Origin of the sequence: Glycomyces sp. NPDC046736, assembly GCF_040645615.1 — a bacterium.
Classification (GTDB): domain Bacteria; phylum Actinomycetota; class Actinomycetes; order Mycobacteriales; family Micromonosporaceae; genus Glycomyces.
This window is the reverse complement of sequence record NZ_JBEYYO010000006.1, coordinates 40517-64396: the sequence shown is the minus strand read 5'-3', so window position 1 is coordinate 64396 and position 23880 is coordinate 40517. Positions and strand designations below refer to the sequence as shown.

Here is a 23880-nt window from a genome sequence, read left to right as displayed (position 1 = left end):
ACACCCCGAGGAGGTGACGTCATGCGGGACATGACCGTTCGCACCCTGTACGGCGCGGTCGACCTCGTGCCGCTGCTGCGCCGCCTCCAAGGGGAGAAGACCCCGGGCATCCCGGAGTGGGAGCGGCCCGCTGCGGTCGCGGCCCTCACCGACATGTCGATCCCGATCCGTGACATCGCCGCGATCTTGGGCGTGTCGTTCTCGGTCGCGACCGCTGAGGTTCGCGCGTACGAACGTGACCGCCACCGCCACCAGGTGATCGAGCGGGCGGTCGTCGGGCACGCGATCTGGGTCGCCCGGTCGCAGGCCCGGCAGCGCGAGCGCACGAAGGCCGCGAACGCGAAAGCCCGCGCGAAGCGGCTCGCCGAGCGGACCCTCGTCGATGGGTACCTGGTTCATCCGCGGGCCCCGCACGGCACGAACACCGGCTACAACGGGTTCGGTTGCCGCTGCCGGGGCCCGCAGGGCTGCCACGAGGCGCACATGCGGGCGCAGCGGGAGCGGAGGGCCGCTGCATGAGACGCCAGGGATGGGCCGCAACCTGCCCCGAAACGCAGCTGCGCGGCTACGTGACGAAACGGATCGCGCGTGTGCATCGGCGCAGGATCGCCCGCGACACCCACCACCGGACCTCGGACCTGCGTGTCCAGGGCTGCGAGTACTGCCTGCTGTGGCATGTGCGCTGGCGCCTGGGAGGCGGCCGTGGCTGAGATCCGCATCGGGTCCCTGTGCTCGGGCTACGGCGGCTTGGACATGGCCGTCATGGACGTCCTGCCCGCCGAGGTGACCTGGCACGCCCAATACGACCCCGACGACCGCCACCAGTGGGCCGCGCGGATCCTCGCGCACCACTGGCCTGGCATCCCCAACCACGGCGACATCACCGCGATCGACTGGGCCCGCGTGGCGCCTGTCGACGTCCTCACGGCTGGCTTTCCGTGCCAGCCGGTGAGCAACGCGGGCAAGCGGAAAGGACACGAAGATGAGCGTTGGCTCTGGCCCTATGTCGCGCGAGCCGTTCGCGTACTTCGACCCCGACTCGTCGTTTTGGAGAACGTCAGCGCCCTCCTTGTTCGAGGATTCGGTGCCGTCGCCGATTCGCTGGCCGCGCTCGGGTATGACCTCGCGTGGACGTGCCTACGAGCATCCGACGTTGGAGCGGCACACCGGCGCGAGCGCTGGTTCTGCCTTGCTTGGGACGCCGATGACGACTTCCGGGTGCGGCCCTGGGGACCTTTCGTCCCGGCGGAACCAGACCCGGTTGGAGACGCAGGTGGTGCTGTTGCCGACCCCGAGGGCCTCGGAGAACGAGAACCGGCAGACCAAGCGGACCCCGTCGCAGTTGGCGGGGACGCACGGGAAGAACCTCGCCGCCGAGGCGTGTGCTCTATTGCCGACGCCGCGGGCGTCGGACGGGGCGAAGGGCGGCCCGAACCAGCGCGGCAGCTCGGGCGACCTGACGCTCCCGAGCGCAGCCGTGCGGCTGCTGCCGACTCCTGCGGCGTCGAACCCGAACGACGGGGAGGACCTCGAGAACTGGGAGGCGCGGCGCCAGCGGAACCTCGCCAAGGGCACGAACGGGAACGGGCAGGGAACGCCCCTGTCAATCGCGGTCCGGAAGATCTCGACTGGGGCCCCTACGCCCCCGCCATCGCCCGATGGGAGCACGTGATGGGCCGCCCGGCCCCGGCCCCGACCGAGCCCGGCCGGAACGGCCCCCGGCTCGCGGCCCGGTTCGTTGAGTGGATGATGGGCGCCCCCGAAGGGCACATCACCGCCGTCCCCGGCATCCCCCGCAACGCCCAACTGAAGGCCGCCGGCAACGGAGTGGTCCGCCAGCAGGGCGCGGCCGCGCTGCGGATGCTCCTCGCGATGCGGGAGGCGAGCCGTGGCTGAGATCCGCATCGTCGCCTACGGCATCCCGGGCCCGCAGGGATCGAAGTCCGTGAAGGGCCGCCGCCGCAATGGCTCAGTGATCCTCGTTGAGTCCTCGGCGAAGGTCAAGCCCTGGCGGGCCGCCGTCGCGACCGCCGCCGCCTGTGTCCGCCCCGCTGCCCCTCTCGACGGGCCGCTCCTGGTGGACATGGTCTTCACGATGCCGCGCCCGGCCTCGCATTACGGGACCGGCCGCAACGCGGGCCGCCTGAAGCCGCGCTACGAGGACGCGCTCCCCGACCGTGTCCCGGATTTGAGCAAGCTCACCAGGTCGACTGAGGACGCCCTCACGGACGCCGGACTGTGGGCCGACGACGCCCGCGTGGTCCGATACGGCGCCCTCGCGAAGGTCTACGTCGACGACCCCACCGACCCCGACGTCCTCGAAGCGCCCGGCGCGGTCATCCGCGTCCGCCCGTTCACGGTGACCGCCGCGGCCGTTCTGCACACATCACATGAGGGAGGGCTGTTCTGATGCCATGGGTTCGCTTTGACGACGACTTCCCGGACCACTGGAAGATCGAGCCGCTATCCGATGGCGCCTTTCGGCTCCACACGAACGCGATCTTCCGCAGTTCCAAGTGGCTTACTGACGGGTATCTGCCGAAAAACCGGCTCGATTTGATCGCTCCGCGCCGCATGAAGCGTCCCGGAAAGTACGTGGCGGAACTTGAAGCAGCGGGCCTTTGGGAGCCCACCGAGGACGGGTGGAATCTGCACGACTTCCTCGACTACCAGCCGTCGAAAGTGCAGGTCAAGACCGAGCGGGCGAAGACTGCCGAACGTCAGAAACGCTGGCGTGAACGGCAGAAGGCACCCGTTACTGACGGCGTTAATAACGGCTCCAGTAACGGCGTTACGGACGGCGTGACTAACGCTGCCCCGACCCGACCCGACCCGACCCGTACCTCTAATACCTCTTCGTCGGAGACGGCTCCGCCGCCCCGCGACGATGTGGAGCGGCTGTGCGAGCACCTTGCCGACTGGGTCGAAAAGAACGGCTCGAAGCGCCCCACGGTCACAAAGAAGTGGCGCGACGCCGCCCGCCTCATGCTCGACCGCGACGGCCGGACCGAGGAACAGGTCCGCACCGCCATCGACTGGTGCCAGCAGGACGAGTTCTGGAAACCGAACGTCATGTCCATGCCGAAGCTGCGGGAGAAATACGACCAGCTCCGGCTGGCCGCGCAACGCCAGCAGCCCTCGAACGTCGTAGCGATCCGCCGCCCCAAACAGGCCAATGACGAGCTGTTCGCCGAGGCGTACCAGCGCGCCGCCGCCAGAGAGGCAGGCCTGTCATGAGGGAGACCGACGCCGTTGTCCTCGTCGCGTTCGTCGCGTCGATGCAGCCCGCGCAGCAGTTCTCGAAGTACACCCCGGACGCGTGGTCGATGGTCCTCGCCGACGTCCCGGCCGACCTGGAAACCGCGAAGGCAGCCGTGGTGCGCCTGGCGAAGCGGAAGGCGTGGTTCTCCCCGGGCGAGATCCGCGCCGAGATCCTGCGGGCGCTCCCGCCGTCCGCGCTCGCGGCCCCGGCCCCGGAGCGGGCGATCGAGTGGCGCGCGGAGGCGGCGAACGCGGCGCGCATCGAGCGGAACGCCCGGGGCGCGGCCCTGGTCCGCCAGGCACTCGCTGAGGCGACCCCGTACCGCCTCGGCCGCGAGGACGCCCCCGAGATCCCCGAGAACCTCCGCCGCGCCCGCGAAGCCGCCGTGGCCTACCGGGCGCAGCGGCGCCGACAGTCCGACCCCGCCTCGCTCGCCCGCACCGCAGGCGAGGCCCTCACCCAAATCCACCGAGCCAGAAAGGCCACCCCGTGAGCGAGATCGCCGACGACTACACGCCCGCCGAGGACGGCCTCGACTACGAACCCGACACCGACGATGCCGCGATCCTCGCCGCCCTCGACCGGCACCTCGCCGACGCCGTCGCCGAGATCCGTGCCGCCGAAACCGCCGCAGCCGACGCGTACGCGTCCCTGCCGTGGTGGCGACGCCGCCTCGTCGACTACCGCGAATGGCGCTGGCGGCGACGGTTCGCCCGCCGCCTCCGCCGCGGCCCCTACTCGACCACCCGATAACCCACCCGAGAGGACCCTCCCTTGAGCACTCGTTTCACTCCCGCTGACGTCCTGGAGTACGCCGTCGCCGCTGACGGCGACTACGACGACGGCCTGAACGCGCACGTTTCCGCGCGCATCGTCGACGCCGCCCACGCGATCGTCGAGCTGACGTCCGTCGAGACCGACGGCCGCACCCTCGCCCCCGAAAAGTTCCAGGTCACCGTCGAACGCATCGGCGCCGACCAGTGAGGGACTCCCGCGCGCAACGCCGCTACGACCGCGACCGGCAACTCAACTCTGAGAGCATCACCGACCGCGCGCTCCGCCGCTCCCGCATCGCCTTCACCATCGCCGCCTACTCCGCAGCCGCCGCGTTCCTCGCGCTCGCGGCCCTCCTCGTCTCCCGAACCCTCTGAACCCGAAAGGAACCCCGAATCCCATGACCGCAGCCAAGATCATCCCCAAACTCGGCGCGAACGCCGAGGCAGGCCTGGAACCGTTCGTCCCCGGCCTCTACGCCACCCCCGGGCGCCGCGTCGTCGGCGTCGTCGAACTTCGCCACGTCGAACGCACCGAGGTCGTCGACGACTCCGGCACCCCGACCGTGCGCCTCGCGATCACCGCGCTGGAGCTCGCCAACCCCGACCTCGCCGACCCGCTCCGCGATGCCATGGCCGCACTGCACCGCCACCGCACCGCCTCGGGCACCCTCGACCCGTCCGGGGAGCTGCGCCTGTCGGAGACCACGGTCAAGCGCACCGGCGGCGCCCTCGACGCCCTGGAGGCCTCCCGGCTCGCCGCTTCGACGCGGTACTTCGCGGGCGTCGCCCGCCAGGCCGTCTCCGAGAAGGACCCCGTCGCGATGCGCGACGCGCTCCGCCTGATCGCCCGCGGCCTCGAAGCCGCCGAACGCGGCGAGGAGGCCCTCACCAATGGCTGACCTCACCCCCGCCGAGCGCGCCGCGGCCGAGCGGTTCCAGCCCGAATGCTGGTGCGCGCCCGAGCTGTGCGACGAGTGCGAGGCCAAGGGCCGCGCCTTCGTCGCCCTCGTCCGGCCGCTCATCGAAGCCGACGCGCTCCGCGAGTTCGCCGACGCGAACCGCTTCCCCTCCGACTGGGTCATGTTCCGCGGCGCCAACGGCTCCAGCGTGACCGTCCCGGACCTGCTGCGCGAAGCCGCGGCCGGGAAGCTCGGCGAGCCCGCCGGGCACGTCGCATCGAAGGAGGCCGCGCTCACCGACCTCACCGCCCGCCACGAGCGTGTGAAGGCCGCCCGCGGGCTCGCCGATGGGGACCTCCCCGAAGGCCCCGGCGCCCTCCAGGCCGTGGCCGAGCTGCTGGAGGACATGGTCCTCGAAGTGGACCGCCTCGGCGCCCACAACGGCGTCCTGGTCACCGAGATCCGCCACCAGGCCAACCTTGCCGAGGACGCCAAGGCCGGACGCGAGAAAGCCCGCGGCATCGCCGTTCGCCTGGAGCAGCAGCTCGGCGAGATGGAGGGCCGCTTCGAACGGTCGCAGGCCGACCTCGGCGAAGCGTGGGCAACCGTCGAGAAACTGAAGGCTGGCGTCGCCCGCCAGCGGGAGACCATCGACTCGCTCGGCCGTATCGCCTACGACGAGATGTGGGGCGAGAGGTTCCCCCACCGCGACCACAAGGCCGACGACGACCGCGGAGGCCCCGACTGCGCGGGCTGCTGGGGCGACATGATCCTCCAGGCCATCGGCGAAGAACCGAAGGACGAGAAGCTGGCCGCCCTGTTCGACGTTCCCGCGGACCGGCAGGCGCGCCTCGGCAGTATCGGCCTCGGCGACCTCGCCGTCATGCTCGACGAGGTCCTCAAGCACGTCACCGCGCTCCCCTCCAACATGTTCTACCGCTCCAGGATTCCCGCGGCCCGCCCGGCGCCATCGGAGACCCCGACACCCGCCCGGCCCACCGCCAACGACCGGACCACACACCACCCCGCCGGGACGCGCTCGGCGTCGCGGTACGTGGTCGACAAGGCCACACGGAGCCGCTTCCAGGAGAACCTTGAGCGCATGGGCCCTGACGTGCTCGACGCGTTCAAGGTCGGCCTCCGCGCGGCCGCCGAAAAGATGCTGCGGGAACAGGGCCACGGTCTCGGCGCCCCCGCACCGACCGTCCGCGACGTCATGGCCGCCGCCTACCGCAACGGCCTCGGCCTTCACAAGCGGATCGACCAGACCGACGAGGACGGCGACGGCCGCCAGTGGCGCCTGCGCGAGTGGGACATCACCAACCCGCACCGCCGCGTCATCGGCGCCTTCGAACTCGAAGAAGGCCCGAACGGGACGCACGCCCGGCTCACCAGCCGCAGGAACTCAGAGTCCGGGAAGCAGCTCTACGCCGAGCCCACCCCGGGCGTTCTCCTCGCCGCCGCCCGCGCCGCGGGCCTGATCACCAAGTAGCAGAAGGCGGCCCCGCGATGGCGAGGCCGCCCCGAACCGAAGGAGAACTGACTCATGGACTGCCCCAGCTGCGGCGCCCTCATCGACCTCGATGGTTGCGAGGACTGCTCGAACCCCGAAGACCACTGCGGCAACTGCGCCGAATGACCCACCGGGCGGCCCCGCCACCGCGCGGGGCCGCCCCCACCCACAACACCTACACGGAGGACCCCATGCCGAAGCCTCGCACCGCCCTCAACTGCACCCTCTGCGGCAAACCCACCGCAGGCGACACCGGCGCCCTGTGCGGCACCTGCACCACCGGCGGGGTCCGTACCCTCTGGTCCCTCGCCGTCTGGGCCCCACAACTCGCCACCACCGTCACCCGCCGCGACCGCATCAACCACCCCGACACCAGCGGCCCGGCCGGGCACCGCCCCGACGAGCAGCCCCTCCCGGTCAACCTCCACGCCGCGAACCTCCACGCGGCCGTCCGCCGCCTCCTCAACAACTGGACCGCGCGCCTCCACACCCACCGACCCCACACCCTCGCCCCCCGCCACCGCCCCGCCTGCGACACCGCCCAAACCTGGTGCGCCCACCCCTCCTGCCGCACCCTCTACCTCGACCCCGCCACCGCGGCCCCCACCCTCGCCGAACAAGCCCTCGAACTCGCCGGCGCCTCCCGATGGTGGCGCCACGAGCCCGACGCCGCCGACCTGCTCCACACCACCCGCCGCCTCCTCGACCACATCCGCGACGCCGTCGACATCCCCCCGGCCATGGTCACCCTCGGCCGCTGCGACTACACCTATGACGACCACGGCGACCGCTGCAACGCCGAACTCCGCGCCCCCAAAGGACACCCGTTCACCACCTGCCCCCTGTGCGGAGCCGTCTACGACGTCGAACGCCGCCGCACCCAACTCCTCGACCGCATCGAAGGCCACATCCTTCCCGCCCCTGTTGTCGTCGGCATCATCACCGCATGGATGGGCATCGACATCCCCCTGTCCACCCTTCGCACCTGGAAGGACCGCGACCAACTCGAGTCCTACGGCATCGACCGCGAAACCCGCGCCAACCGCTACAGGATCGGCGACGTCCGCCGCTGCGTCCTGCGCGACCTCAACGACGCCGCCAAGCAGGCCGCCACCGAACGCAACACTGGACAGAATGACCAAGACCACGGGCCGGAAGTTGACAAAGTGCTCGCCGCGTGAGACGCTTGCGCGGTCAGGGTCGTGAACTGTGTTCACGGCCCTTCGGTCATCTACGGGGATGCACGCGGGCGGGACCTCACGGGCCCGCCCGCACCAAACGGGGGATGTCCACACAGGCCAAACACGGTACGGTGAGCACATGACCACCCCCGAACCCCCCGACGGCCCCACCCGCGAAGACCGCGAACGCGAACGCGACTGGCCCGCCCCCGACGACCAACCCGACAAGCCCCCCGGCGACACGCCGACCTAGCGAAACCCCCCGGGGAGGTGCCCATGCCTCTCCGCCTCCCCGACGACAAGCGCGCCGCGATCCTCGCCGACATCCGCGCGGCCCACAACGGCACAAGCAACCTCGGCCGCAACGAAATCGCCCGCCGCCACGACGTCGCCGCCTCCACCGTCTCGAAGATCGCAGCCGAGGAAAACCTCGCGGACGCGTTCGACCGGACGCACACCGAAAACGCGACCAGAGCCGCGCTCGCCGACAACCGTTCCATGCGCGCCACGCTCTCGCGCCGCCTCCTCGTCAAGGCCGGGGAGCTTCTCGACGACATGGACGCCCCGCACACCGCATTCGCGTTCGGCGGCCGCGACAACGTCTATAACTCGAAGGAACTCCCCAAACCACCGACCGGTGACCTGCGGAACCTGATGGTGACTGCGGCGACCGCGATCGACAAACACATAGTGATCGACCGGCACGACTCCGGCGCTGGCCTCGACGAGGCCGTGTCGCTGCTCGACCGGATCATGGGCGGGCTTCACGCCAAGCACGGCGACGGCCCCGACGACGATGTAGACGCCGAGGGCGGGCCCGATGCCCGAGACCCTCGCTCCTGACCTTCCGGCCGACCTCGACGCGCTCTCGCCGCTCCAGGAACGGTCCATGGCGCACGCCAACGCCCGCATCAACCTGTGGACCGGGTCGATCCGGTCGGGGAAGACCATCGCGTCGCTGCTGCGCTGGCTCGCCTACGTCACCAAAGCGCCCCGCGGCGGCGCGCTCGTCGTCACCGGCAAGACCTACGACACCGTCGCGCGCAACGTGTTCGGGCCGCTCGCGGACCCTGCGATCACCGGAAAGCTCTCCCAGCTCGTCAAGTACACGAGGGGCGCGAGCACGGCGACGATCCTCGGCCGGCAGATCGAGGTCATCACCGCCAACGACGTCAAAGCCGAAGGCCGACTCCGAGGCCTCACCTGCGCGGGCGCCTACGCCGACGAAGTGAGCCTCTTGCCCGAGGTGTACTGGGACCAACTCCTCGGCCGCATGTCCGTCCCCGGCGCAAAAGTGTTCGGCACCAGCAACCCGGACAACCCCGCGCACTGGCTCCGGCAACGATTCATCCTCCGCGAACGCGAGCTGAACCTCCGGCACTGGCATTTCACCCTCGACGACAACCCGTCCCTCCCGGCCGAGTACGTCGAAGCGATCAAGAACGAGTTCGTCGGCCTCTGGTACCGCCGATTCGTGTTGGGCGAGTGGGTCGCCGCCGAAGGCGCGATCTTCGACATGTGGGATGAACGCCGGCACGTCGTCGACACGCTCCCGACGATCACGCATTGGATCTCGGTCGGCGTCGACCACGGCGCCACCAACCCGTTCCACGCCGTCTCGATCGGCCTCGGCGCCGACGGCATCCTCTACGCAACCTCCGAGTGGCGATACGACGCCCGCGCCAAGCACCGCGGCATGAGCGACGTCGAATACTCCGCCGAGCTCCGCGACTGGATGACCCGCCAACGCCTCAACCCCGAGTACGTGATCGTCGACCCCTCCGCGAAACCGTTCCGGACCCAGCTCGACCGCGACGGCATCGCGGTCATGAAAGCGAACAACGAAGTCGTTGACGGCATCCGGACCCTCGGTTCGCTGCTGCACCTCGGCGCGCTCAAGATCCACCGCTCGTGCGAATGGCTGATCACTGAACTCCCCGGCTACTCGTGGGACGACGAGAAAGCCCTCCGCGGTGAAGACGCACCAATCAAGGTCGCCGACCACGGTGTTGACGCCCTCCGGTACGCGCTCCACACCACCCGATCCGTTTGGCGCCCGATGCTGCGCTCGGACCTCTCCCTCGCCGCATAGGAGGTGACCTCGTGCCGATCCCCGGAACCGAAGAGCCCGAGGCCCCATGGCCGCCCGCATGGATGGGCCCCATCCTCGACCGCATCGAGGTGTGGGCCGCGTGGCACTCCGGCGACCCCGACAAGCTCGCCGCCGTCTACTCCGGGCAGGCCGAACCGGACCGGACCGGGTTCTTCGCCTCCGAAGGTGGCGGGTTCCGCCGCACCGTCCGGCGCCTGATCTCCCGCGTCGTCCGCTACTTTTGGGCGACCCGCACGAACGGCCAGCCGCGCCGGCGTCTCCATGACCCGATCGCCGGTGACATTGCCAGCGCGTCCGCAGACCTGCTGTTCTCCGAGCCGCCGACGATCACGATCTCCCGGCTCGGCGAAACCGAACCGCCCCCAGCCGAAGACGACAAGGACACCGACGGCGCGGCCGCGCGTCCGGAGCCCTCGCCTGAGACCGCCGCCGCACAGCAGTTCGTCGACGACCTCATGGACGACGGCGCTCACGCCCGCCTCCTCGAAGGCGCCGAAACCTGCGCCGCGCTCTCCGGCGTGTTCCTCCGCGCCCGCTGGGACACCGAGAAAGCGGCCGCGCCCTGGTTCGATGTGATCGCCCCCGACTGCGCCGTCCCCGAGTGGGAACTCGGCCACCTCGTCGCCTGCACGTTCTGGAAGGTCATCAAGCGCTCCGGCCGCACCGTCTACCGGCATCTAGAACGGCACGCGGTCGGCTCGGTCGAGCACGCCGTGTTCGCCGGCACCGAGGACACGCTCGGCCTCCCCGCCTCGCAGGGCCTCGCCGGGTTCACCGGGACTACGGCGCTGGCCGACGTCGTCGACGAAGTCGGCACCATCGCCACCGGGATCGACCGGCTCACCGTCGAGTACGTCCCGAACATGCGCCCCAACCGGATCTGGAGGGACATCCCGCAGGCCGCGCACCTCGGCGTTTCCGACTTCTCCGGCATCGAGGGCCTCATGGACGCCCTCGACCTCTCCTATTCGTCGATGGTCCGGGACGTCGACCTCGGCAAGGCCCGCATCGTCGTCCCCAAGGCGTACATGGGCGACCACGGCCGCGGCAAGGGCGCCTCGTTCGACCTCGACCGTGAGGTGTACGAGCCGATCAACGCGATGATCGACGAGGACAAGGGCCTACAGATCGAGCTGGTACAGGCCGAAATCCGCGTCGAGGAGCACGAGGCCGTGATCCTCCGCATCAAGACCGACACCGTGTCCTCGGCCGGGTACTCGCCGCAGACGTTCGGCCTGACCGGGGAAGTCGCGATCACCGCGACCGAGGTCGCCGCGAAGGAACGCCGCAGCTGGACCACGCGCGCCCGCAAGTGCCGGTACTGGGGTCCCGCGCTCCGCTCCATGATCACCACCCTGTTGGAGCTCGCCGGGCACACCGGGTTCGAGGTGACACTCGAATGGCCCGACGCGGTCGCCGTCGACCCCGAGGCCGTCTCCCGCAAGGTCGCCAACTGGGAGACCGCCCGCGCCGCCTCGACCGAGACGAAAGTCCGCGAGCTCCACCCCGACTGGGACGACACCGCTGTCGACGCCGAGGTCGAGAAGATCCTCGAAGAGCAGCAGATCGGCGCGCAGCTCGACGACCCGGACATGTTCGACGTCGACGGCCACCCCGCCAACACCAGCCCCGACGGCGAGAACGAGGACGCCAGCGCCGACGAGCGTGAACTCGCGGGAGCCGGGGCGTAGGCCATGCCCGTGCCGCGCGAGCTCTCCGCCGAGCTCGCCCGCAACCTCGCCCGCCTGTTCGGAGACGCTGAGGAGCGTCTCGCGGCCGCGCTGGCCCGGCAAGTCCGCGAGGACCTGCGCGACGCGGCCCTCCCGAAACTCAACGCCTACCGGCGCTTGCGTGAGTCCGCCGAGTCGATCCTTCGGGCGCTCACCGGGCCCGCCCGCGCGCTCGCCGAGGAGGCCGTCCTCGACGCGTTCGCGTCGGGTGCGCACGCCGCCGTGAACGAGCTGACCCGCGCGGGCACGGACCGGTGGGTCGATTGGGCTGCTCGCCGGTCACGGATCGTCCGCGGCATCACCCGCCTGACCGGGATCGCTCGCCGCCGCAACCGCCGCCTCCAAACCGAACTCGACGCGTTGCGCGGGGACCTGCCGGGCGTCGACAGCATCATGGCCCTCGTCGGCGAGCTCACGCAGCGGATGTCCTCAACCCACCTGCGGGTGCTCCGCTGGGACCAGGACGCCTACAGGGACGTCATGGCCGCCGCGACGCTCGACGTCCTCGCCGGCACCAAGTCCCGGCTTCGCGCTGGCGAGGTCGTCATGGACCGGCTGCTCTCTCAAGGGATCACCGGGTTTACGGACAAGGCGGGCCGGAACTGGTCGCTTGGCGCGTACGTCGACATGGCGACCCGGACGACCGTCGCGCACGCCGCCCTTGAGGGCGCCATCTCGCAGTTCCGGGCCGCCGGGGTCGACCTCGTGACCGTCTCCGACGCCCCCCAAGAGTGCACGCTGTGCCGCCCGTTCGAGGGCAAGATCTTGTCCCTCGTCGGCCCGGCCGGGCCCCGCCAGGTCGAGCACGGCATCACCGACGGCCTCATGGTCACCGTCGACGTCCACGCCACCCTCGGCGACGCCGTCTTGCGGGGCCTGTTTCACCCGAACTGCCGGCACTCGCTCGGGATCTACCTGCCCGGCGTGACCCGCCTCCCCACGGGCACTGAGGACCCGAAAGGCGACGCCGACCGGCAAGAGCTCCGCCGGCTCGAACGCGAAACCCGCCGGGCGAAACGCCGCGCCGCCGGGGCGATGACACCGGAAGGCCGTGCCGCCCGCAACCGTGTTGTCCGCCGACGCGAAGCGCAGATACGCCAGCACATCGAGGACACCGGCCTGCACCGGCAGCCGCACCGCGAGGCCGTCGACTACGACGGTCCCGCACCTGAACCAGGCACCATCCCCGACCCCCGACCCCCCGCAACACCGGACCGGACGCCAGCGCCGGCGACCGAGGCGGCCCCGACGCTCCCCGACCCCGTCAACCTCGAAGGCCTCGCCGCCCGCTCGGATGATGACCTGTTCGGGCTGTTCAGCCAGTACGCCGATCGCCCCGACGTCCTCGCGCCGATCCTCGCCGAACTCGAACGCCGCGACCAGGCCGCCGCCGCCTCGCCGGACCCGCTCGAAGGGATCAACCTCGAAGGGCTCGGCGAGCGCTGGCTCGACCACTACGCACGCGAACACGCCGATCGCCCCGACATCCTCGACCGGATCACCGCCGAACGCGACCGCCGCGCTGCGGCCCTCCGCCAGCGCGCGACCGCCGCGGCCGCCGAGGTCGACACCGACCGGGCACCCCGCCCCGAACCGGCCCGGCCCGCCGACCTCACGCCCGAACAGGCCCGCGTCGAGGACCTCGTCGACGCCGGCAAGTCGTGGCAGCAGGCCTACGCCGAGGTGTACGACCTCGACGACACCGACCTCGACCAGCAGACCCGGGCCGCCGCCATCGACGCCGAACGGGCCCTCGGCGAAACCCGCGAAGACACGATCCGGCGCCTGTACCGCGAATACGTGCACCTCGCCTACCTCGCCGCCGAGGACGCCACCCGCGGCCACATGCTCTCCCCCGCAGGCCGCAACGCCCGCATCGACCCGAAAACCCTGTTCTCGGGGAACGCCGCGCGGGCCCGCAAATACGCGTCCGCCGACCTCCTCGAATGGTTCGACACCAACGGCCGCATGACCTACACGCAGTACCGGACCGAACTGTTCGGGCACGCCGAGCACCGCAGAGGACAGGGCGTATGACCGTCACCGACGTACAGCTCGACCAAGCCCGCCGCGTCGCCGTCGAAGCCGCACGCCGCGGCCGCCCCATCGAGACCTGCCCGTACAACGCGAACGGCACCCCCGACCAACGCCGGTTGGCGCTGGCGTTCGTCCGCGAATACCTCGACCACGTTGGCGATGACGTCGAATACGACGCCGACGAATAGACGTCCTCCGCACGGAGGCAGCACCACCATCCATCCCGCCTGGGGCCGCACGGCCGAGGGCACGATCCCGCACGGGAGCGCATCACCATGACCAAGCCCGACGACAACCAGCCGCCCACGCAGCCCCCGGCCACCGACCCGCCCGCGGCGCCGCCAGCGCCGCAGCCGCCCGTCACCGATCCCGCAGGGGACGGCGACGGCACGGACTGGAAGGCCGAGGCCCGCAAGTGGGAGAAGCTCGCCAAGGACAACAAGAACGCGACCGAGAAGCTCGCCAAGCTCGAGGCCGCGGCCATGTCCGACCAGGAGAAGGCCGTCGCTGCCGCGAAGGCCGACGGGCTCGCCGAGGCCGCCAAGACCTACGGGTCGCGGCTGGCCGCCGCCGAGCTCAAAGCTGCCGCCGCCGCGAAGGGCGTCGACCTCTCCGCGATCGGCGACCTCATCGACTCGTCCAAGTTCGTGGGCGCAGACGGCGAGGTCGACTCCACGGCGATCAAGTCCGCTGTCGACAAGCTCGCGAAAACCTTCACCGGTCCCAAGCGGTCGGGCGGCGACTTCAACGGCGGGAACGGCGCCGGGCAGATCACCCGCGAACAGCTCGCCCAGATGTCCCCCAAGGACATCGCCAAGGCTCACGCCGAGGGCAAGCTGTCACACCTCATGTAAAGGAAATCCAATGTCCATTGACCGGTTCATCCCGGAAATCTGGTCGGCGGTACTCCTCGACGCTCTCGAAACGCGACTCGTGTACGCCCAGCCGGGCGTGGTGAACCGCGACTACGAAGGCGAGATCTCGGAGTACGGCGACACGGTCCGCATCACCTCCATCGGTGACCCGACCGTTTCCGACTACGAGCCCAACGAGACGTCGATCGTCCCCGAGGAGCTCACCGACGCGCAGCGCACCATGGTCATCGACCAGCTGAAGTACTTCGCGTTCAAGGTCGACGACGTCGACGCCCGCCAGGCGCGCGGCGACGTCATGTCCAAGGCGATGCGCCGCGCGGCCTACCGGGTCGCTCAGCTCGCGGACCTGTACGTCGCGAACCTGTACACGGGCGTCGTCGCCGCGAACGACCTCGGCACCGTCTCGGTGACCTCCGGCGCGCTGGCGTACACGCAGATCCGGCGCCTGAAGCTCAAGCTCGACGAGGCCGACATCCCCGAGGAAGGCCGCTACCTGACCGGCCCTCCCTGGTTCTTCTCGCTGCTGCTTGAGGAGTCGAAGTTCCTCGACGCCTCCGCGTCCGGCTCGACCGAGCCGCTGCGCAACGGCCGCGTGGGCCGCGTCCTCGGGTTCGAGCTGGCGCAGTCGAACCAGTGCCCGAACCCGACCGGCGACGACTACGTCATCCAGGCCGGCACCAACGAGGCGATCAGCTTCGCAACGCAGATCAGCAAGACCGTGGCCTACCAGCCCGAGGACTCGTTCTCGGACGCGGTCAAGGGCCTGAACGTCTACGGCGCGAAGCTCGTCCGTCCCGACCACATCGCGGTCCTGACCGCCTCGCAGACCTGATAGGAGGACACCGATCATGGCAACCACACAGGTCCCGTACACCGATCTCGTCCCCAACGGCAGCACGCTCCAGCCTGCCGGGACGACCCTCGTCGCCGCGCCGACGAACGACATGGAGATCGTCCGGGCCCGCCCCGAGCTGACGGTCCTGCGCGTCGAAAACACCCACGAGAGCAACGCACTGACCTTTACCGTCGTCGCTGGCGAGAACCCGCCCGCGCTGGCGGCCGGGCAGGGCAACCTCGCCGTCTCGGTCGCGGCCGAAACGGTCCGGTACTTCGGGCCGTTCGAGTCCGGTCGGTTCCTCCAGAACGACGGGACGCTCCGGTTCACCTCGTCGACCACGTCCGGCACCGTGACGGCACTCAAGGTTCCCCGGAACACCTGATGACCGGCACTGTGCAGCTCCGAGGGGAAGGCGGCAGCGTGTTCACGTACGACCTGCCGCTCCCCAAGGACATCGAGAAGCGGCTGATGAAGGGCTACCTCACGCAGGTGTCCGACGTGGCCGCGCCGCTCGACGAGGCCAAGCGGCCCGCGAAGAACGCCGCCAAGGCGGCCTGGGTCGGTTGGGCCGTGCGCGTGCACGGGCTCACCCCCGACGACGCCGACGCGATGACCCTCGCCGACCTCAAGGAACTCCCCGACGCCCCCGAGGCCGTCGAGGAGCCCGGCGAGGACAGCGACGGCGCCGCAGCCGACGACGCCGACGGTTCGCACGAACCCGACGCGGACCAGGCCGGCAGCGAACCCGGCGATGGGGACGGCGGCGAGTAGCCGTGCCACAGCCGGTCTACGCCACACCCGAGGAATACGCCGAATGGCTCGCCGCTGGCGGGACACCCTCGGCACCGCCCGCAGGCGCCCAGCGCGCCCTGCGGGCGGCCTCGGGCCGGATCGACGAGCTCCTGACGACCGCGTACTACGAGACCGATGCCGACGGGAGACCGGTCAAGGCCGACGTGGTCGAGGCGCTCATGGAAGCCACGTGCGCGCAGGCGGACTACCAGCGCGCGATCGGCGACCGCAACTCGACCGGCGCCCAGCAGTTCGCGTCCGCGAAGATCGGGACGGCCTCGGTCACCCGCGGCCAGGCCACCGGCGGCGGCACCAAAACCGCCTCGCCGTACTCGGCCGAGGCCGCGAGCATCCTCCGCCGCGCTGGCCTCATCCCTGGCGAACCCTGGACGTCGAGGTGACCTGGTGCTCCCGGAGATCTTCCTACAGCACGTCGTGACCGTCGAGCCGTACACCGGCATCGACGGTCACGGCCGCCCCACCTTCGGTGCCCCCTTCACCGTGGAGTGCTGGTGCGAGGACGCCCGCCGGACCGTCCGCGACAAGGCCGGCGCCGAGACGGTCTCGGAGTCGACGTTCTACGCCGACCCCGGCCCGACCATCCCCGCGCTGTCGCGCGTCACGCTCGCGTCCGGCCGCCCCTCGACCGTGATCATCGTCAAGAACCACGACGCCGGCGACCTCGACGAGCTCCCCGAGCACATCGAAGTGAACTGCGAGTAGGGACCGTGTACGTCCGTTTCGACTGGGACGGCGAGAAAGTCGAGAAGCGGCTCGAAGAGGCGCTCTTCCAAGGCCTGTGGCACGCGGCCCTGCACCTCCTCCACGAGGCACAAGCGGTCGTCCCGATCGAGGAAGGCACCCTCGAGCGCTCCGGTGTCGCCTCCAAGGACCGGGGCGCGCTCCAGTGCGCGGTCAGCTTCGACACGGTCTATGCGGTCCGGCAGCACGAGGAGCTGACGTGGCGTCACGACCCCGGCCGGCAAGCGAAATACCTCGAAGCCCCCATGCACATTCAGCGGGACATCATGCTCGCGATCATCGCCGCGGCCCTGCGCCGGGCCATGCGATAACCGGGAGGTGCCGCTCGTGGCTTCGTGGACTGAGGACCTGCTCGTCGGCCTCGCCGAGTACCTCGCCGCCCACACGCCCGGTGTGTGGAAACCGAACGGCGGCTACAGCGCCAGCGAGGCCGCGATCGTGCTCGGCTGGTCGCCGCCAGAGCTCGACCAGCTCATCATCCTCACCCCCTACCAGCCCGGCCCCGACGACTCTGGGACCGACACCGTCCAGCACGTTCAGGTCAAGTGCCGCGGTGCCGCCGACGGCGGCCTCGCCTCCGTGCTCGCGCTCAGGGACCCCGTCCTAGATGCCCTGCACGGTCTCGCCTGGGTCCACATCGGCGGCGTCCGCATCCAGCAGATCCGGCACCAGTCCGGTGTGGAGCTGCCCGGCGTCGACCAGAGCAACCGCCACGAGACCACCGACAACTATCGCGCGCAGGCAGTCCGTATGAGCGCGTACCGCACCGAATAGGAGACCCTGATGAGCAACGAGACCGCGCTCGCGAGGCGCTACATCTTCCAGATCGACACGGCTTGGCCGCACTCGGGCACGGACGTCTGGGAGCAGCTGCCGGGCATGACCGAGTTCAAGGACGGCCACACCCACACCGACCAGCGCGACTCCGACTATGACTCGGACGGCGCGATCGGCTACACCCGCACCGCGAAGGAGTGGCTGGTCGAGCAGAAGATCTCCTACAAGGAGGACGACCTCTCGTACGCCGTCGACCCCGTCCACGCCTACCTGAAGTCGCGGGCCGAGGCCCACGCGGGCCGCAACACCGTCGTCCACTTCCGGTACTTCGACCGCAACGGCGGCGTCGACGCCTACGAAGGGTACGGGCTGCCGACGTGGACCCCGGACGGCGGCGACGACGAGCAGCTCGACCGCGTCGCGATCACCTACAAGCCGTGGGCGCAGAACCCGCACCTGGTGCGGATCACCAACCCGCTGACGCTCTCCCCGGTCCCGCTCATCACGAGCGTCGCTCCCTCGACCGGTCCGGCCGCCGGCGGCACGCTCGTCCACATCGCCGGTTCGCACTTCACCGACACCGAGACTGTCGAGTTCGGTGCGTCGAACGAAGCGGACTTCACGGTCGTGTCCGATCACCTGATCGTGGCGGTGACGCCGGCCGTGGCCGCCTCGACCGTCCGCGTGATCGTCACCAACGGCAACGGCGCGTCCGTGGACAACGCCTTCGATTCGTACGTCTTCGCGTAGAGGAGGAGCTTCATGCCGCGCCTATCCGAACTGGATGCCCTCCTCGATGAGGACCTGACGATCTCGCTGCGCTCGACGGCTCACCCTGAGGGCCGTGACTACGTCCGTGAGGCGCCGTCGATGGACGACGTCCTGTGGCTCAAGGGCGAGATGCGGGTCGGTCAGGCCATCGCGGAGGGCCGCCGCGACCCCGACGACGACGGCGAGCTCAACGACGAGGAGGAGCACGCGTTCATGCGCCGGGTCATGGGCCCGGCCTATGACGAGATGCTCACCGACGGCGTCCGCGCCCCCGCGCTTCAGCGGGCGCTTCAGGCCACGATCACGTGGATGCTCGCCGACGCCGACGACGCGGCCGACGTGTGGTCGGGAAAAGCGCAGGCGGAGGCGCGGGAGAACCGGGCCGAGCGCCGGGCGAAGGCCAAGACGAAGAAGTCGACATCCCGCGGGTCTGGCTCGAAGAAGAAGACCGGTGGGGGTGCGGGCGGCGCTTCCCGTCGGGGTTCTACGAGTTCTACGAAGAACCCAAGCCAACCGTAGACCGCATTCTCTCGAAGCACTGGGGCCTGATCGAGGCGGATTTCCACTCCGAGTACGGCGTCGACCTCGGCGCCCGTGGCGCCCTCACACGGTACTCGTGGCGTTGGTTCCTGATTCGTTTGAACGGGCTCGCCACAGCGGACACCAGGTTGCAGCGCAAGCTCGCGCCGCCACCGAAGACCCCGGACGCCCCGACCCCGAGGAGGAGGTGACCCCTTGGCGCTCAACCTCGGCAAGCTGTTCACGGTCCTGGACGCGAAGAACGACGGCCTCAAGAAAGGCCTGAAGGATTCGCGCCGCGACATGGCCGAGTTCCACCGGGACGCCAACGGCCGCCTGCGTGACATGCGCGGCAAGTTCATATCCGAGGGCGAGGCCGCGGGGAAGGGCTACGGCGACGGGTTCAAACGCAAGGCGGAGACCGACGTTGACGGCGCGATGCGCGACGCCAACGGCCGCCTCCGTGACGCGCGCGGCCGGTTCATCAAGTCCGGCGAGGACCACGGCGAACGGTACGGCGACGGGTTCCGGCGGCGGGCCCGCATGGGCCTGCGGCAGTTCCTCAACGAGACCGAGGACCACCTCGGCGCGCTCCGCAGTTCCTTCGGGAACTTGTTCGCGCACATCTCGAACTCGGCGCGGCGCGTCGCGCTCCCGGCCGTCCTCGCGATCATTGCGACCGCTGCCGCCGGGGCCGCGTCTTCACTGGGTCCGTTGATCACCCTCGTCGGGACGCTCGCCACCGCGGTCGGCGGTATGGCCGTCGCCGCGCCGGTGTTCCTTGGCGGGCTCGTCGCCGCCGTCGCCACCCTGAAGATCGGGTTCAAAGGGCTTGGGGACGCGATCGCTGGTGACGAGGAGGCCCTCGAAAAGCTCCCCGGCCCGGCGCGCGAGGTCGTCGCCGCGGTCAGAGACATGCAACCCGCGTGGGAAGCGGTCACCAAATCGGTGCAGTCGGCGATGTGGAAGGGGGTGGGCGACCAGCTCACCGTCATCGGCGACAAGGTCCTCCCCAAGCTCAAGGGCGGTCTCACGGGCGTCGCCGAGGGCTTCAACACGCTGATCGTTGAGGCGCTCAAAGCGGCCGGGTCGAAAGAGGCCATGGCCGGGCTCGACGCCGTCCTCGCCAACACCCAGAAAGGCCTCGAAGCGTGGGCCGGCGGCATGGACGGCTGGATCCGCGGCTTGGGGACGCTCCTCGAAGAAACCTCGCCGCTGCTGGCCGACGCTGGCACGTGGGCCGCGCAGCTCGGCGACCGCTTCCAGAATTGGGCGACCAAGGCGCAGGAATCGGGTCGGATCACCGAGCTGCTTGCGGTCATGAAAGACACCCTGTCGACCCTCGGGTCGATCGTCGGGAACCTCGGGAGCATCTTCTCGAGCGTGTTCGGGGCCGCGAACGACGCTGGTGGCAGCCTCCTGCACACGATCGAGTCGGTGACCGGGCAGTTCGCCGACTGGTTGAAGACCGCCGAGGGCGCCGAGGCGCTCCAGACGTTCTTCGAGTCGCTGGCCGAGGTCGGCGCCGCCGCGACCCCCGTGATCATGGCGCTCGCGTCCGTGATCGCCACCCAGCTCGCCCCGAAAATCGGCGACATCGCCACCAACATCGGCCCGCAGCTGACCACCGTCATCACCCGGATCGGCGACGTCATCGAGGGACTCGACATCGCCGGGCTCGCCTCCAGCTTCGGCGACTTCCTCAGCGTCGTGTCGACCCTGCTCATCCCCCTCGGCGGGGTCATCAACTTCCTGATCATGATCTCCCCGGTCTTGCTGCCGATCCTCGCGGGCGTCGCCGCCGGGGTCGCGGTGTTCAAAACGTTGCAGCTCGTCATGGTGATCCTCACCGTCGCACAGTGGGCCTGGAACTATGCACTGTTCGCGTCGCCGATCACGTGGATCATCCTTGCGATCGTCGCGCTGGTCGCGATCATCGTGCTCCTCGCAACGCACTGGGACACGGTAGCCGCGATGATGGGCATCGCCTGGGATTGGATCGTCGAGAAATTCGAGCAAGGAAAGGCACTCGTTTCTCTTATCGCGCAACAGATTTGGGAGTGGATCACTCAGCAATTCGAGACCGGCAAGGCCGCCGTGATGCTCATCGTCCGCGTCATCGTCGACTACTTCAACCAGAAAATCAACGAAGCGAAACTGATCTTCGCATGGTTCGGGACACTCGCGTCCAAAATCGGCGGCTGGTTCCAGGGTGTCTACAATGCTGCGAAAGACAAACTGAATTCCCTGGTCGAGTGGGTCGGCGGCATCCCCGACAAGATCACGTCCGCGCTCGGCGACTTGGGCTCGCTCCTGTGGAATGCGGGCAAGGATATCGTGAACGGGTTGATCGACGGTGTCAAATCAATGTGGTCGTCGGTCGAATCCACATTCTCAGATCTCACGGCGAAGATCCCCGACTGGAAAGGCCCCGAATCGGTCGACCGGACCATTCTACGCGGCCCCGCACAGACCATTATCGACGGTTTCGCCGATGACCTGTGGGCCCGCCGCGGCGTCATCGCCGGGGTCCTCGGCGCGATGACGTCCGAGCTGGCGCTGATCGTCGGCGGCACCGAAACCGGTGGCGCCGAACTCACCCTCCCCGCCCCGCCGGGCGGCCAGGGCGAGCCCGTGACGCGCCTGTCCGACGAAGACCGCGAGCTCCTCCGCGAACTCGCCGACGTCCGCGCCCGGCTCGACATCCGCACCAACGGCCGCACCCGATCCGACGAGGACCGTGACAACTCCCTGGTGGTGACCTAATGGCGCTCAACGAGGGTCAGGTGCGGCTGACGCGCCCGAACGGCACCGAACTCGTGCTCGGGCGCGGCACACCGTACCGGCTCAACACGTTCAACCCGCTGCGCCGCGGGGTGCGCGTCTCCGGCGAAGGCGACGCCCCGTGGGGGGACGGCGGGTGGGCCGCGGCCGAGTGGCGCACCCCCACGCGTGTGCCGTTCCGGATCTCGATCGCGGGCGAGGACGCCGCCGGGTACATGAACCTGCACTGGCCCCTGGACGCGGCGTTCGCGCCGATCCGCGACGACACCACCGAGGCCGAGCTCGCGTGGGTCACCGGGGGCGTGGAGTACGCGATGTACGGGCGCCCGCGCGGGCTCGCTACCGAGTTCGAGCGCACCCGGACCGGGCAGCAGTGGGCGGACGCCGAGTTCTACTGCCCCGATCCGACGATCTACTCCGGGCCCGAGCAGTCCTCCGAGATCGGCCTCTACCGCCTCACCGGCGGCCTCTCCGTCCCGTTCACGGTCCCGTTCGGTATCTATTCGGTGGTCGCCGACGGCGAAGTCGAGGTCCTCAACGCCGGCACCGCGCCCGCGCGGCTCCTGTTCCAGCTGACCGGGCCGGTCGTGTCCCCGTACATCACGGTCACCGTCGGCGGGATCTCCCGGACCCTCTACCTCGACCTGACGCTCGGCGACGACGAATGGCTCGACATCGACACCCGCACACAGGAAGTGATCCTGAACAGCTCGGTGTCGCGCCTGTCGTCGGCGTACGCGCTCGGCCCGTGGCCCTACCTCCCGGCCGGGCAGGCCGCCACGATCCAGTACCGCGCGGCCTCCCTCACCGGCTCGCGGCTGACCATCCGCTACCGCAACACCCACTAGAAAGGAGGCCCTGGCCTTGACTGCGCTCTTTGCGACCTCCGGTGCGTCCGGTGCCGCGGTCGGCGTCGCGACCGTCACCGCCGCCACCGACACGCTCACCATCGCCGATCACGACCTCGTCGACGGCGAACAGGTCGTCACCGCCAGCCCCGACGGCGGCGCCGACGGCGTCCTCGTCCCCGGCGCGCCCTATTACGTCGCGAACGTTGCTGGCGACGACTTCCAGTTGCGGTACGCCCCCGGCTCCCCCGTCGTCGCCTTCGAGACGGACGGGGAGGTCACGGTCGACCGGGCCGCGGCGGTCTACACCGGGCAGCAGCTGCGCCAGGCCCTCGGCGGGCTTCTCTACAAGTCCCGGCCGACAGCGGAGGCGACCGCGACCGGCCGGTTCGGTGCTCGCGCGGGCGTCATCGCGAACTCGTCCGCCGACGCGGTGACCCACGTGGGCCTGACGGTCACCGTCGCCGATACGAACATCGTCATCAACCCGGTCGCGGGCGGGACGCAGGGCGGGCCGTACCTGTGCGCGATCCCCACCGCGTCGCACGTCGCCGCAGCCGCCGACGCGACGAACAACCGCATCGACCTCCTCGCCGGGCGCATCCGCGACACCGCCGAGGACGTCACCGGGTTCATCGTCGCCGACACGTACCTCATCCCCGGCACCCCGGCGCCGATCGCGACCGCACCCGACCTTCCGCCGGGCGAGTTCGAGCTCGCCCGGTTCACCGTCCCGTCGGTGTCCTCGGGGACCCCGCCGTCGCTGGCCTACGCGCCTGAGTACACTGTGGCCGCTGGCGGGATCCTGCCCGTGGCCAACACCTCCGCGCTCACGCTCGCGGTCCGCCGCGAGGGCATGTACGCGGACGTCGCCTCCACGGACACGCTCGTCCGCTACTCGGGGTCGACGTACCAGCCGGTCGCGTCCGTGGTGAACCACTCCTACGTGTCGGCCATGACCTCGTCGCCGCAGGCGGTCGGCTGGAACATCTACACACCGACCGTCGCCGGGCAGGGCTCGGCGACGTTCTCAACGCTCACCGGCCGGTGGAAGCGGATCGCCCCGTTGACGGTGTGCTTCATCGTCTACCTCGTGGTCTCCTCGGCCGGGTCGGGCTCGGCGAACTTCACGGTCACCGCGCCGACGGCGATCAACCGGGCGACACGGCAGGTCGTGGAGATGGCCGTCGAGGGCGCTTCGGGTGGCTCGGGCGGCAACCGGGCCGGGCAGGCCGTCTCGTTCACGGGCGGTTCGGGGGCGGTGTGGGACCGACTCCGCATGGACAACGGCACCACCCCGAACCTGAACAACATGACCGGCACGATGCTCGCCTCCGGCATGTTCCTCACGGTGCAGGGCTCCTACCAGGAGGAAGAATAGGGTGGGCACCGAGTGGATTTGG

General features: G+C 70.0%; 31 protein-coding genes and 1 pseudogene. All 32 read left to right on the top strand.

Annotated features, from left to right (window positions below; all coding sequences use genetic code 11):
• The first annotated feature begins 30 nt into the window (after positions 1-30).
• Complete coding sequence (locus AB0B28_RS08270) at positions 31-519, top strand: hypothetical protein (protein WP_360118542.1); 489 nt, start codon at positions 31-33, stop codon at positions 517-519.
• A complete protein-coding gene (locus tag AB0B28_RS08265) occupies positions 516-710 on the top strand; it encodes a hypothetical protein (protein WP_360118539.1) in 195 nt (64 codons plus the stop codon). The genes AB0B28_RS08270 and AB0B28_RS08265 overlap by 4 nt, the downstream gene beginning before the upstream one ends.
• Positions 676-1206 (top strand): annotated as a pseudogene (locus AB0B28_RS08260) (DNA cytosine methyltransferase); the annotation flags it as partial. The gene AB0B28_RS08265 and the pseudogene AB0B28_RS08260, both read left to right, overlap by 35 nt.
• A gap of 67 nt (positions 1207-1273) precedes the next feature.
• Positions 1274-1672 carry a hypothetical protein gene (locus AB0B28_RS08255; RefSeq protein ID WP_360118810.1) on the top strand — a complete coding sequence of 133 codons (399 nt, stop codon included), beginning with the start codon at positions 1274-1276 and terminating at the stop codon, positions 1670-1672.
• Positions 1672-1896 carry a hypothetical protein gene (locus AB0B28_RS08250; protein ID WP_360118808.1) on the top strand — a complete coding sequence of 75 codons (225 nt, stop codon included), beginning with the start codon at positions 1672-1674 and terminating at the stop codon, positions 1894-1896. The genes AB0B28_RS08255 and AB0B28_RS08250 overlap by 1 nt, the downstream gene beginning before the upstream one ends.
• Positions 1889-2410: a RusA family crossover junction endodeoxyribonuclease gene (locus tag AB0B28_RS08245; RefSeq protein WP_360118536.1), complete on the top strand. Its 522-nt coding sequence runs from the start codon at positions 1889-1891 to the stop codon at positions 2408-2410. Before AB0B28_RS08250 ends, AB0B28_RS08245 begins: the two co-directional genes overlap by 8 nt.
• Entirely contained in the window at positions 2410-3237 is an 828-nt protein-coding gene (locus tag AB0B28_RS08240; protein ID WP_360118533.1) for a hypothetical protein, read from the top strand. The genes AB0B28_RS08245 and AB0B28_RS08240 overlap by 1 nt, the downstream gene beginning before the upstream one ends.
• On the top strand, positions 3234-3755 hold the full coding sequence (locus AB0B28_RS08235) for a hypothetical protein (RefSeq protein ID WP_360118530.1): 522 nt from the start codon (positions 3234-3236) through the stop codon (positions 3753-3755). The genes AB0B28_RS08240 and AB0B28_RS08235 overlap by 4 nt, the downstream gene beginning before the upstream one ends.
• On the top strand, positions 3752-4015 hold the full coding sequence (locus AB0B28_RS08230; protein ID WP_360118527.1) for a hypothetical protein: 264 nt from the start codon (positions 3752-3754) through the stop codon (positions 4013-4015). The genes AB0B28_RS08235 and AB0B28_RS08230 overlap by 4 nt, the downstream gene beginning before the upstream one ends.
• A gap of 21 nt (positions 4016-4036) precedes the next feature.
• Entirely contained in the window at positions 4037-4246 is a 210-nt protein-coding gene (locus AB0B28_RS08225; RefSeq protein WP_360118524.1) for a hypothetical protein, read from the top strand.
• Positions 4243-4413, top strand: coding sequence for a hypothetical protein (locus AB0B28_RS08220; protein ID WP_360118521.1), 171 nt, complete (start codon positions 4243-4245; stop codon positions 4411-4413). Before AB0B28_RS08225 ends, AB0B28_RS08220 begins: the two co-directional genes overlap by 4 nt.
• Before the next feature lie 23 nt (positions 4414-4436).
• A complete protein-coding gene (locus tag AB0B28_RS08215) occupies positions 4437-4937 on the top strand; it encodes a hypothetical protein (RefSeq protein WP_360118518.1) in 501 nt (166 codons plus the stop codon).
• Complete coding sequence (locus tag AB0B28_RS08210) at positions 4930-6429, top strand: hypothetical protein (protein WP_360118515.1); 1500 nt, start codon at positions 4930-4932, stop codon at positions 6427-6429. Before AB0B28_RS08215 ends, AB0B28_RS08210 begins: the two co-directional genes overlap by 8 nt.
• Before the next feature lie 212 nt (positions 6430-6641).
• A complete protein-coding gene (locus tag AB0B28_RS08205) occupies positions 6642-7631 on the top strand; it encodes a hypothetical protein (RefSeq protein WP_360118512.1) in 990 nt (329 codons plus the stop codon).
• Positions 7632-7907: 276 nt separating this feature from the next.
• The gene (locus AB0B28_RS08200; protein ID WP_360118509.1) at positions 7908-8474 is read left to right on the top strand and encodes a hypothetical protein; all 567 of its coding nucleotides are present in this window, start codon (positions 7908-7910) and stop codon (positions 8472-8474) included.
• On the top strand, positions 8452-9723 hold the full coding sequence (locus AB0B28_RS08195; protein WP_360118506.1) for a PBSX family phage terminase large subunit: 1272 nt from the start codon (positions 8452-8454) through the stop codon (positions 9721-9723). The genes AB0B28_RS08200 and AB0B28_RS08195 overlap by 23 nt, the downstream gene beginning before the upstream one ends.
• Positions 9724-9734: 11 nt before the next feature.
• Entirely contained in the window at positions 9735-11435 is a 1701-nt protein-coding gene (locus AB0B28_RS08190; RefSeq protein WP_360118503.1) for a phage portal protein, read from the top strand.
• A gap of 3 nt (positions 11436-11438) precedes the next feature.
• Complete coding sequence (locus AB0B28_RS08185) at positions 11439-13511, top strand: phage minor capsid protein (RefSeq protein ID WP_360118500.1); 2073 nt, start codon at positions 11439-11441, stop codon at positions 13509-13511.
• Complete coding sequence (locus tag AB0B28_RS08180) at positions 13508-13699, top strand: hypothetical protein (RefSeq protein WP_360118497.1); 192 nt, start codon at positions 13508-13510, stop codon at positions 13697-13699. The genes AB0B28_RS08185 and AB0B28_RS08180 overlap by 4 nt, the downstream gene beginning before the upstream one ends.
• Before the next feature lie 87 nt (positions 13700-13786).
• Positions 13787-14365: a hypothetical protein gene (locus AB0B28_RS08175; RefSeq protein WP_360118494.1), complete on the top strand. Its 579-nt coding sequence runs from the start codon at positions 13787-13789 to the stop codon at positions 14363-14365.
• Between the two features lie 10 nt (positions 14366-14375).
• Positions 14376-15218: a P22 coat protein - protein 5 domain protein gene (locus tag AB0B28_RS08170; protein WP_360118491.1), complete on the top strand. Its 843-nt coding sequence runs from the start codon at positions 14376-14378 to the stop codon at positions 15216-15218.
• 16 nt (positions 15219-15234) lie between these two features.
• Entirely contained in the window at positions 15235-15606 is a 372-nt protein-coding gene (locus AB0B28_RS08165) for a hypothetical protein (protein WP_360118488.1), read from the top strand.
• Positions 15606-15995 carry a hypothetical protein gene (locus AB0B28_RS08160; RefSeq protein WP_360118485.1) on the top strand — a complete coding sequence of 130 codons (390 nt, stop codon included), beginning with the start codon at positions 15606-15608 and terminating at the stop codon, positions 15993-15995. The genes AB0B28_RS08165 and AB0B28_RS08160 overlap by 1 nt, the downstream gene beginning before the upstream one ends.
• Positions 15996-15997: 2 nt before the next feature.
• On the top strand, positions 15998-16417 hold the full coding sequence (locus AB0B28_RS08155) for a hypothetical protein (protein WP_360118482.1): 420 nt from the start codon (positions 15998-16000) through the stop codon (positions 16415-16417).
• Positions 16418-16421: 4 nt separating this feature from the next.
• Positions 16422-16739, top strand: coding sequence for a hypothetical protein (locus tag AB0B28_RS08150; protein ID WP_360118479.1), 318 nt, complete (start codon positions 16422-16424; stop codon positions 16737-16739).
• A 5-nt stretch (positions 16740-16744) separates the two neighbouring features.
• A complete protein-coding gene (locus tag AB0B28_RS08145; protein ID WP_360118476.1) occupies positions 16745-17089 on the top strand; it encodes a hypothetical protein in 345 nt (114 codons plus the stop codon).
• Positions 17090-17105: 16 nt separating this feature from the next.
• Entirely contained in the window at positions 17106-17552 is a 447-nt protein-coding gene (locus AB0B28_RS08140; RefSeq protein WP_360118473.1) for a minor capsid protein, read from the top strand.
• A gap of 9 nt (positions 17553-17561) precedes the next feature.
• Complete coding sequence (locus AB0B28_RS08135) at positions 17562-18305, top strand: IPT/TIG domain-containing protein (RefSeq protein ID WP_360118470.1); 744 nt, start codon at positions 17562-17564, stop codon at positions 18303-18305.
• 12 nt (positions 18306-18317) lie between these two features.
• Entirely contained in the window at positions 18318-18845 is a 528-nt protein-coding gene (locus AB0B28_RS08130) for a hypothetical protein (protein ID WP_360118467.1), read from the top strand.
• Between the two features lie 216 nt (positions 18846-19061).
• A complete protein-coding gene (locus AB0B28_RS08125) occupies positions 19062-21611 on the top strand; it encodes a hypothetical protein (protein WP_360118464.1) in 2550 nt (849 codons plus the stop codon).
• Complete coding sequence (locus AB0B28_RS08120) at positions 21611-22477, top strand: hypothetical protein (protein ID WP_360118461.1); 867 nt, start codon at positions 21611-21613, stop codon at positions 22475-22477. The genes AB0B28_RS08125 and AB0B28_RS08120 overlap by 1 nt, the downstream gene beginning before the upstream one ends.
• Before the next feature lie 16 nt (positions 22478-22493).
• Complete coding sequence (locus tag AB0B28_RS08115; protein WP_360118458.1) at positions 22494-23858, top strand: hypothetical protein; 1365 nt, start codon at positions 22494-22496, stop codon at positions 23856-23858.
• The last annotated feature ends 22 nt before the right edge of the window (positions 23859-23880 follow it).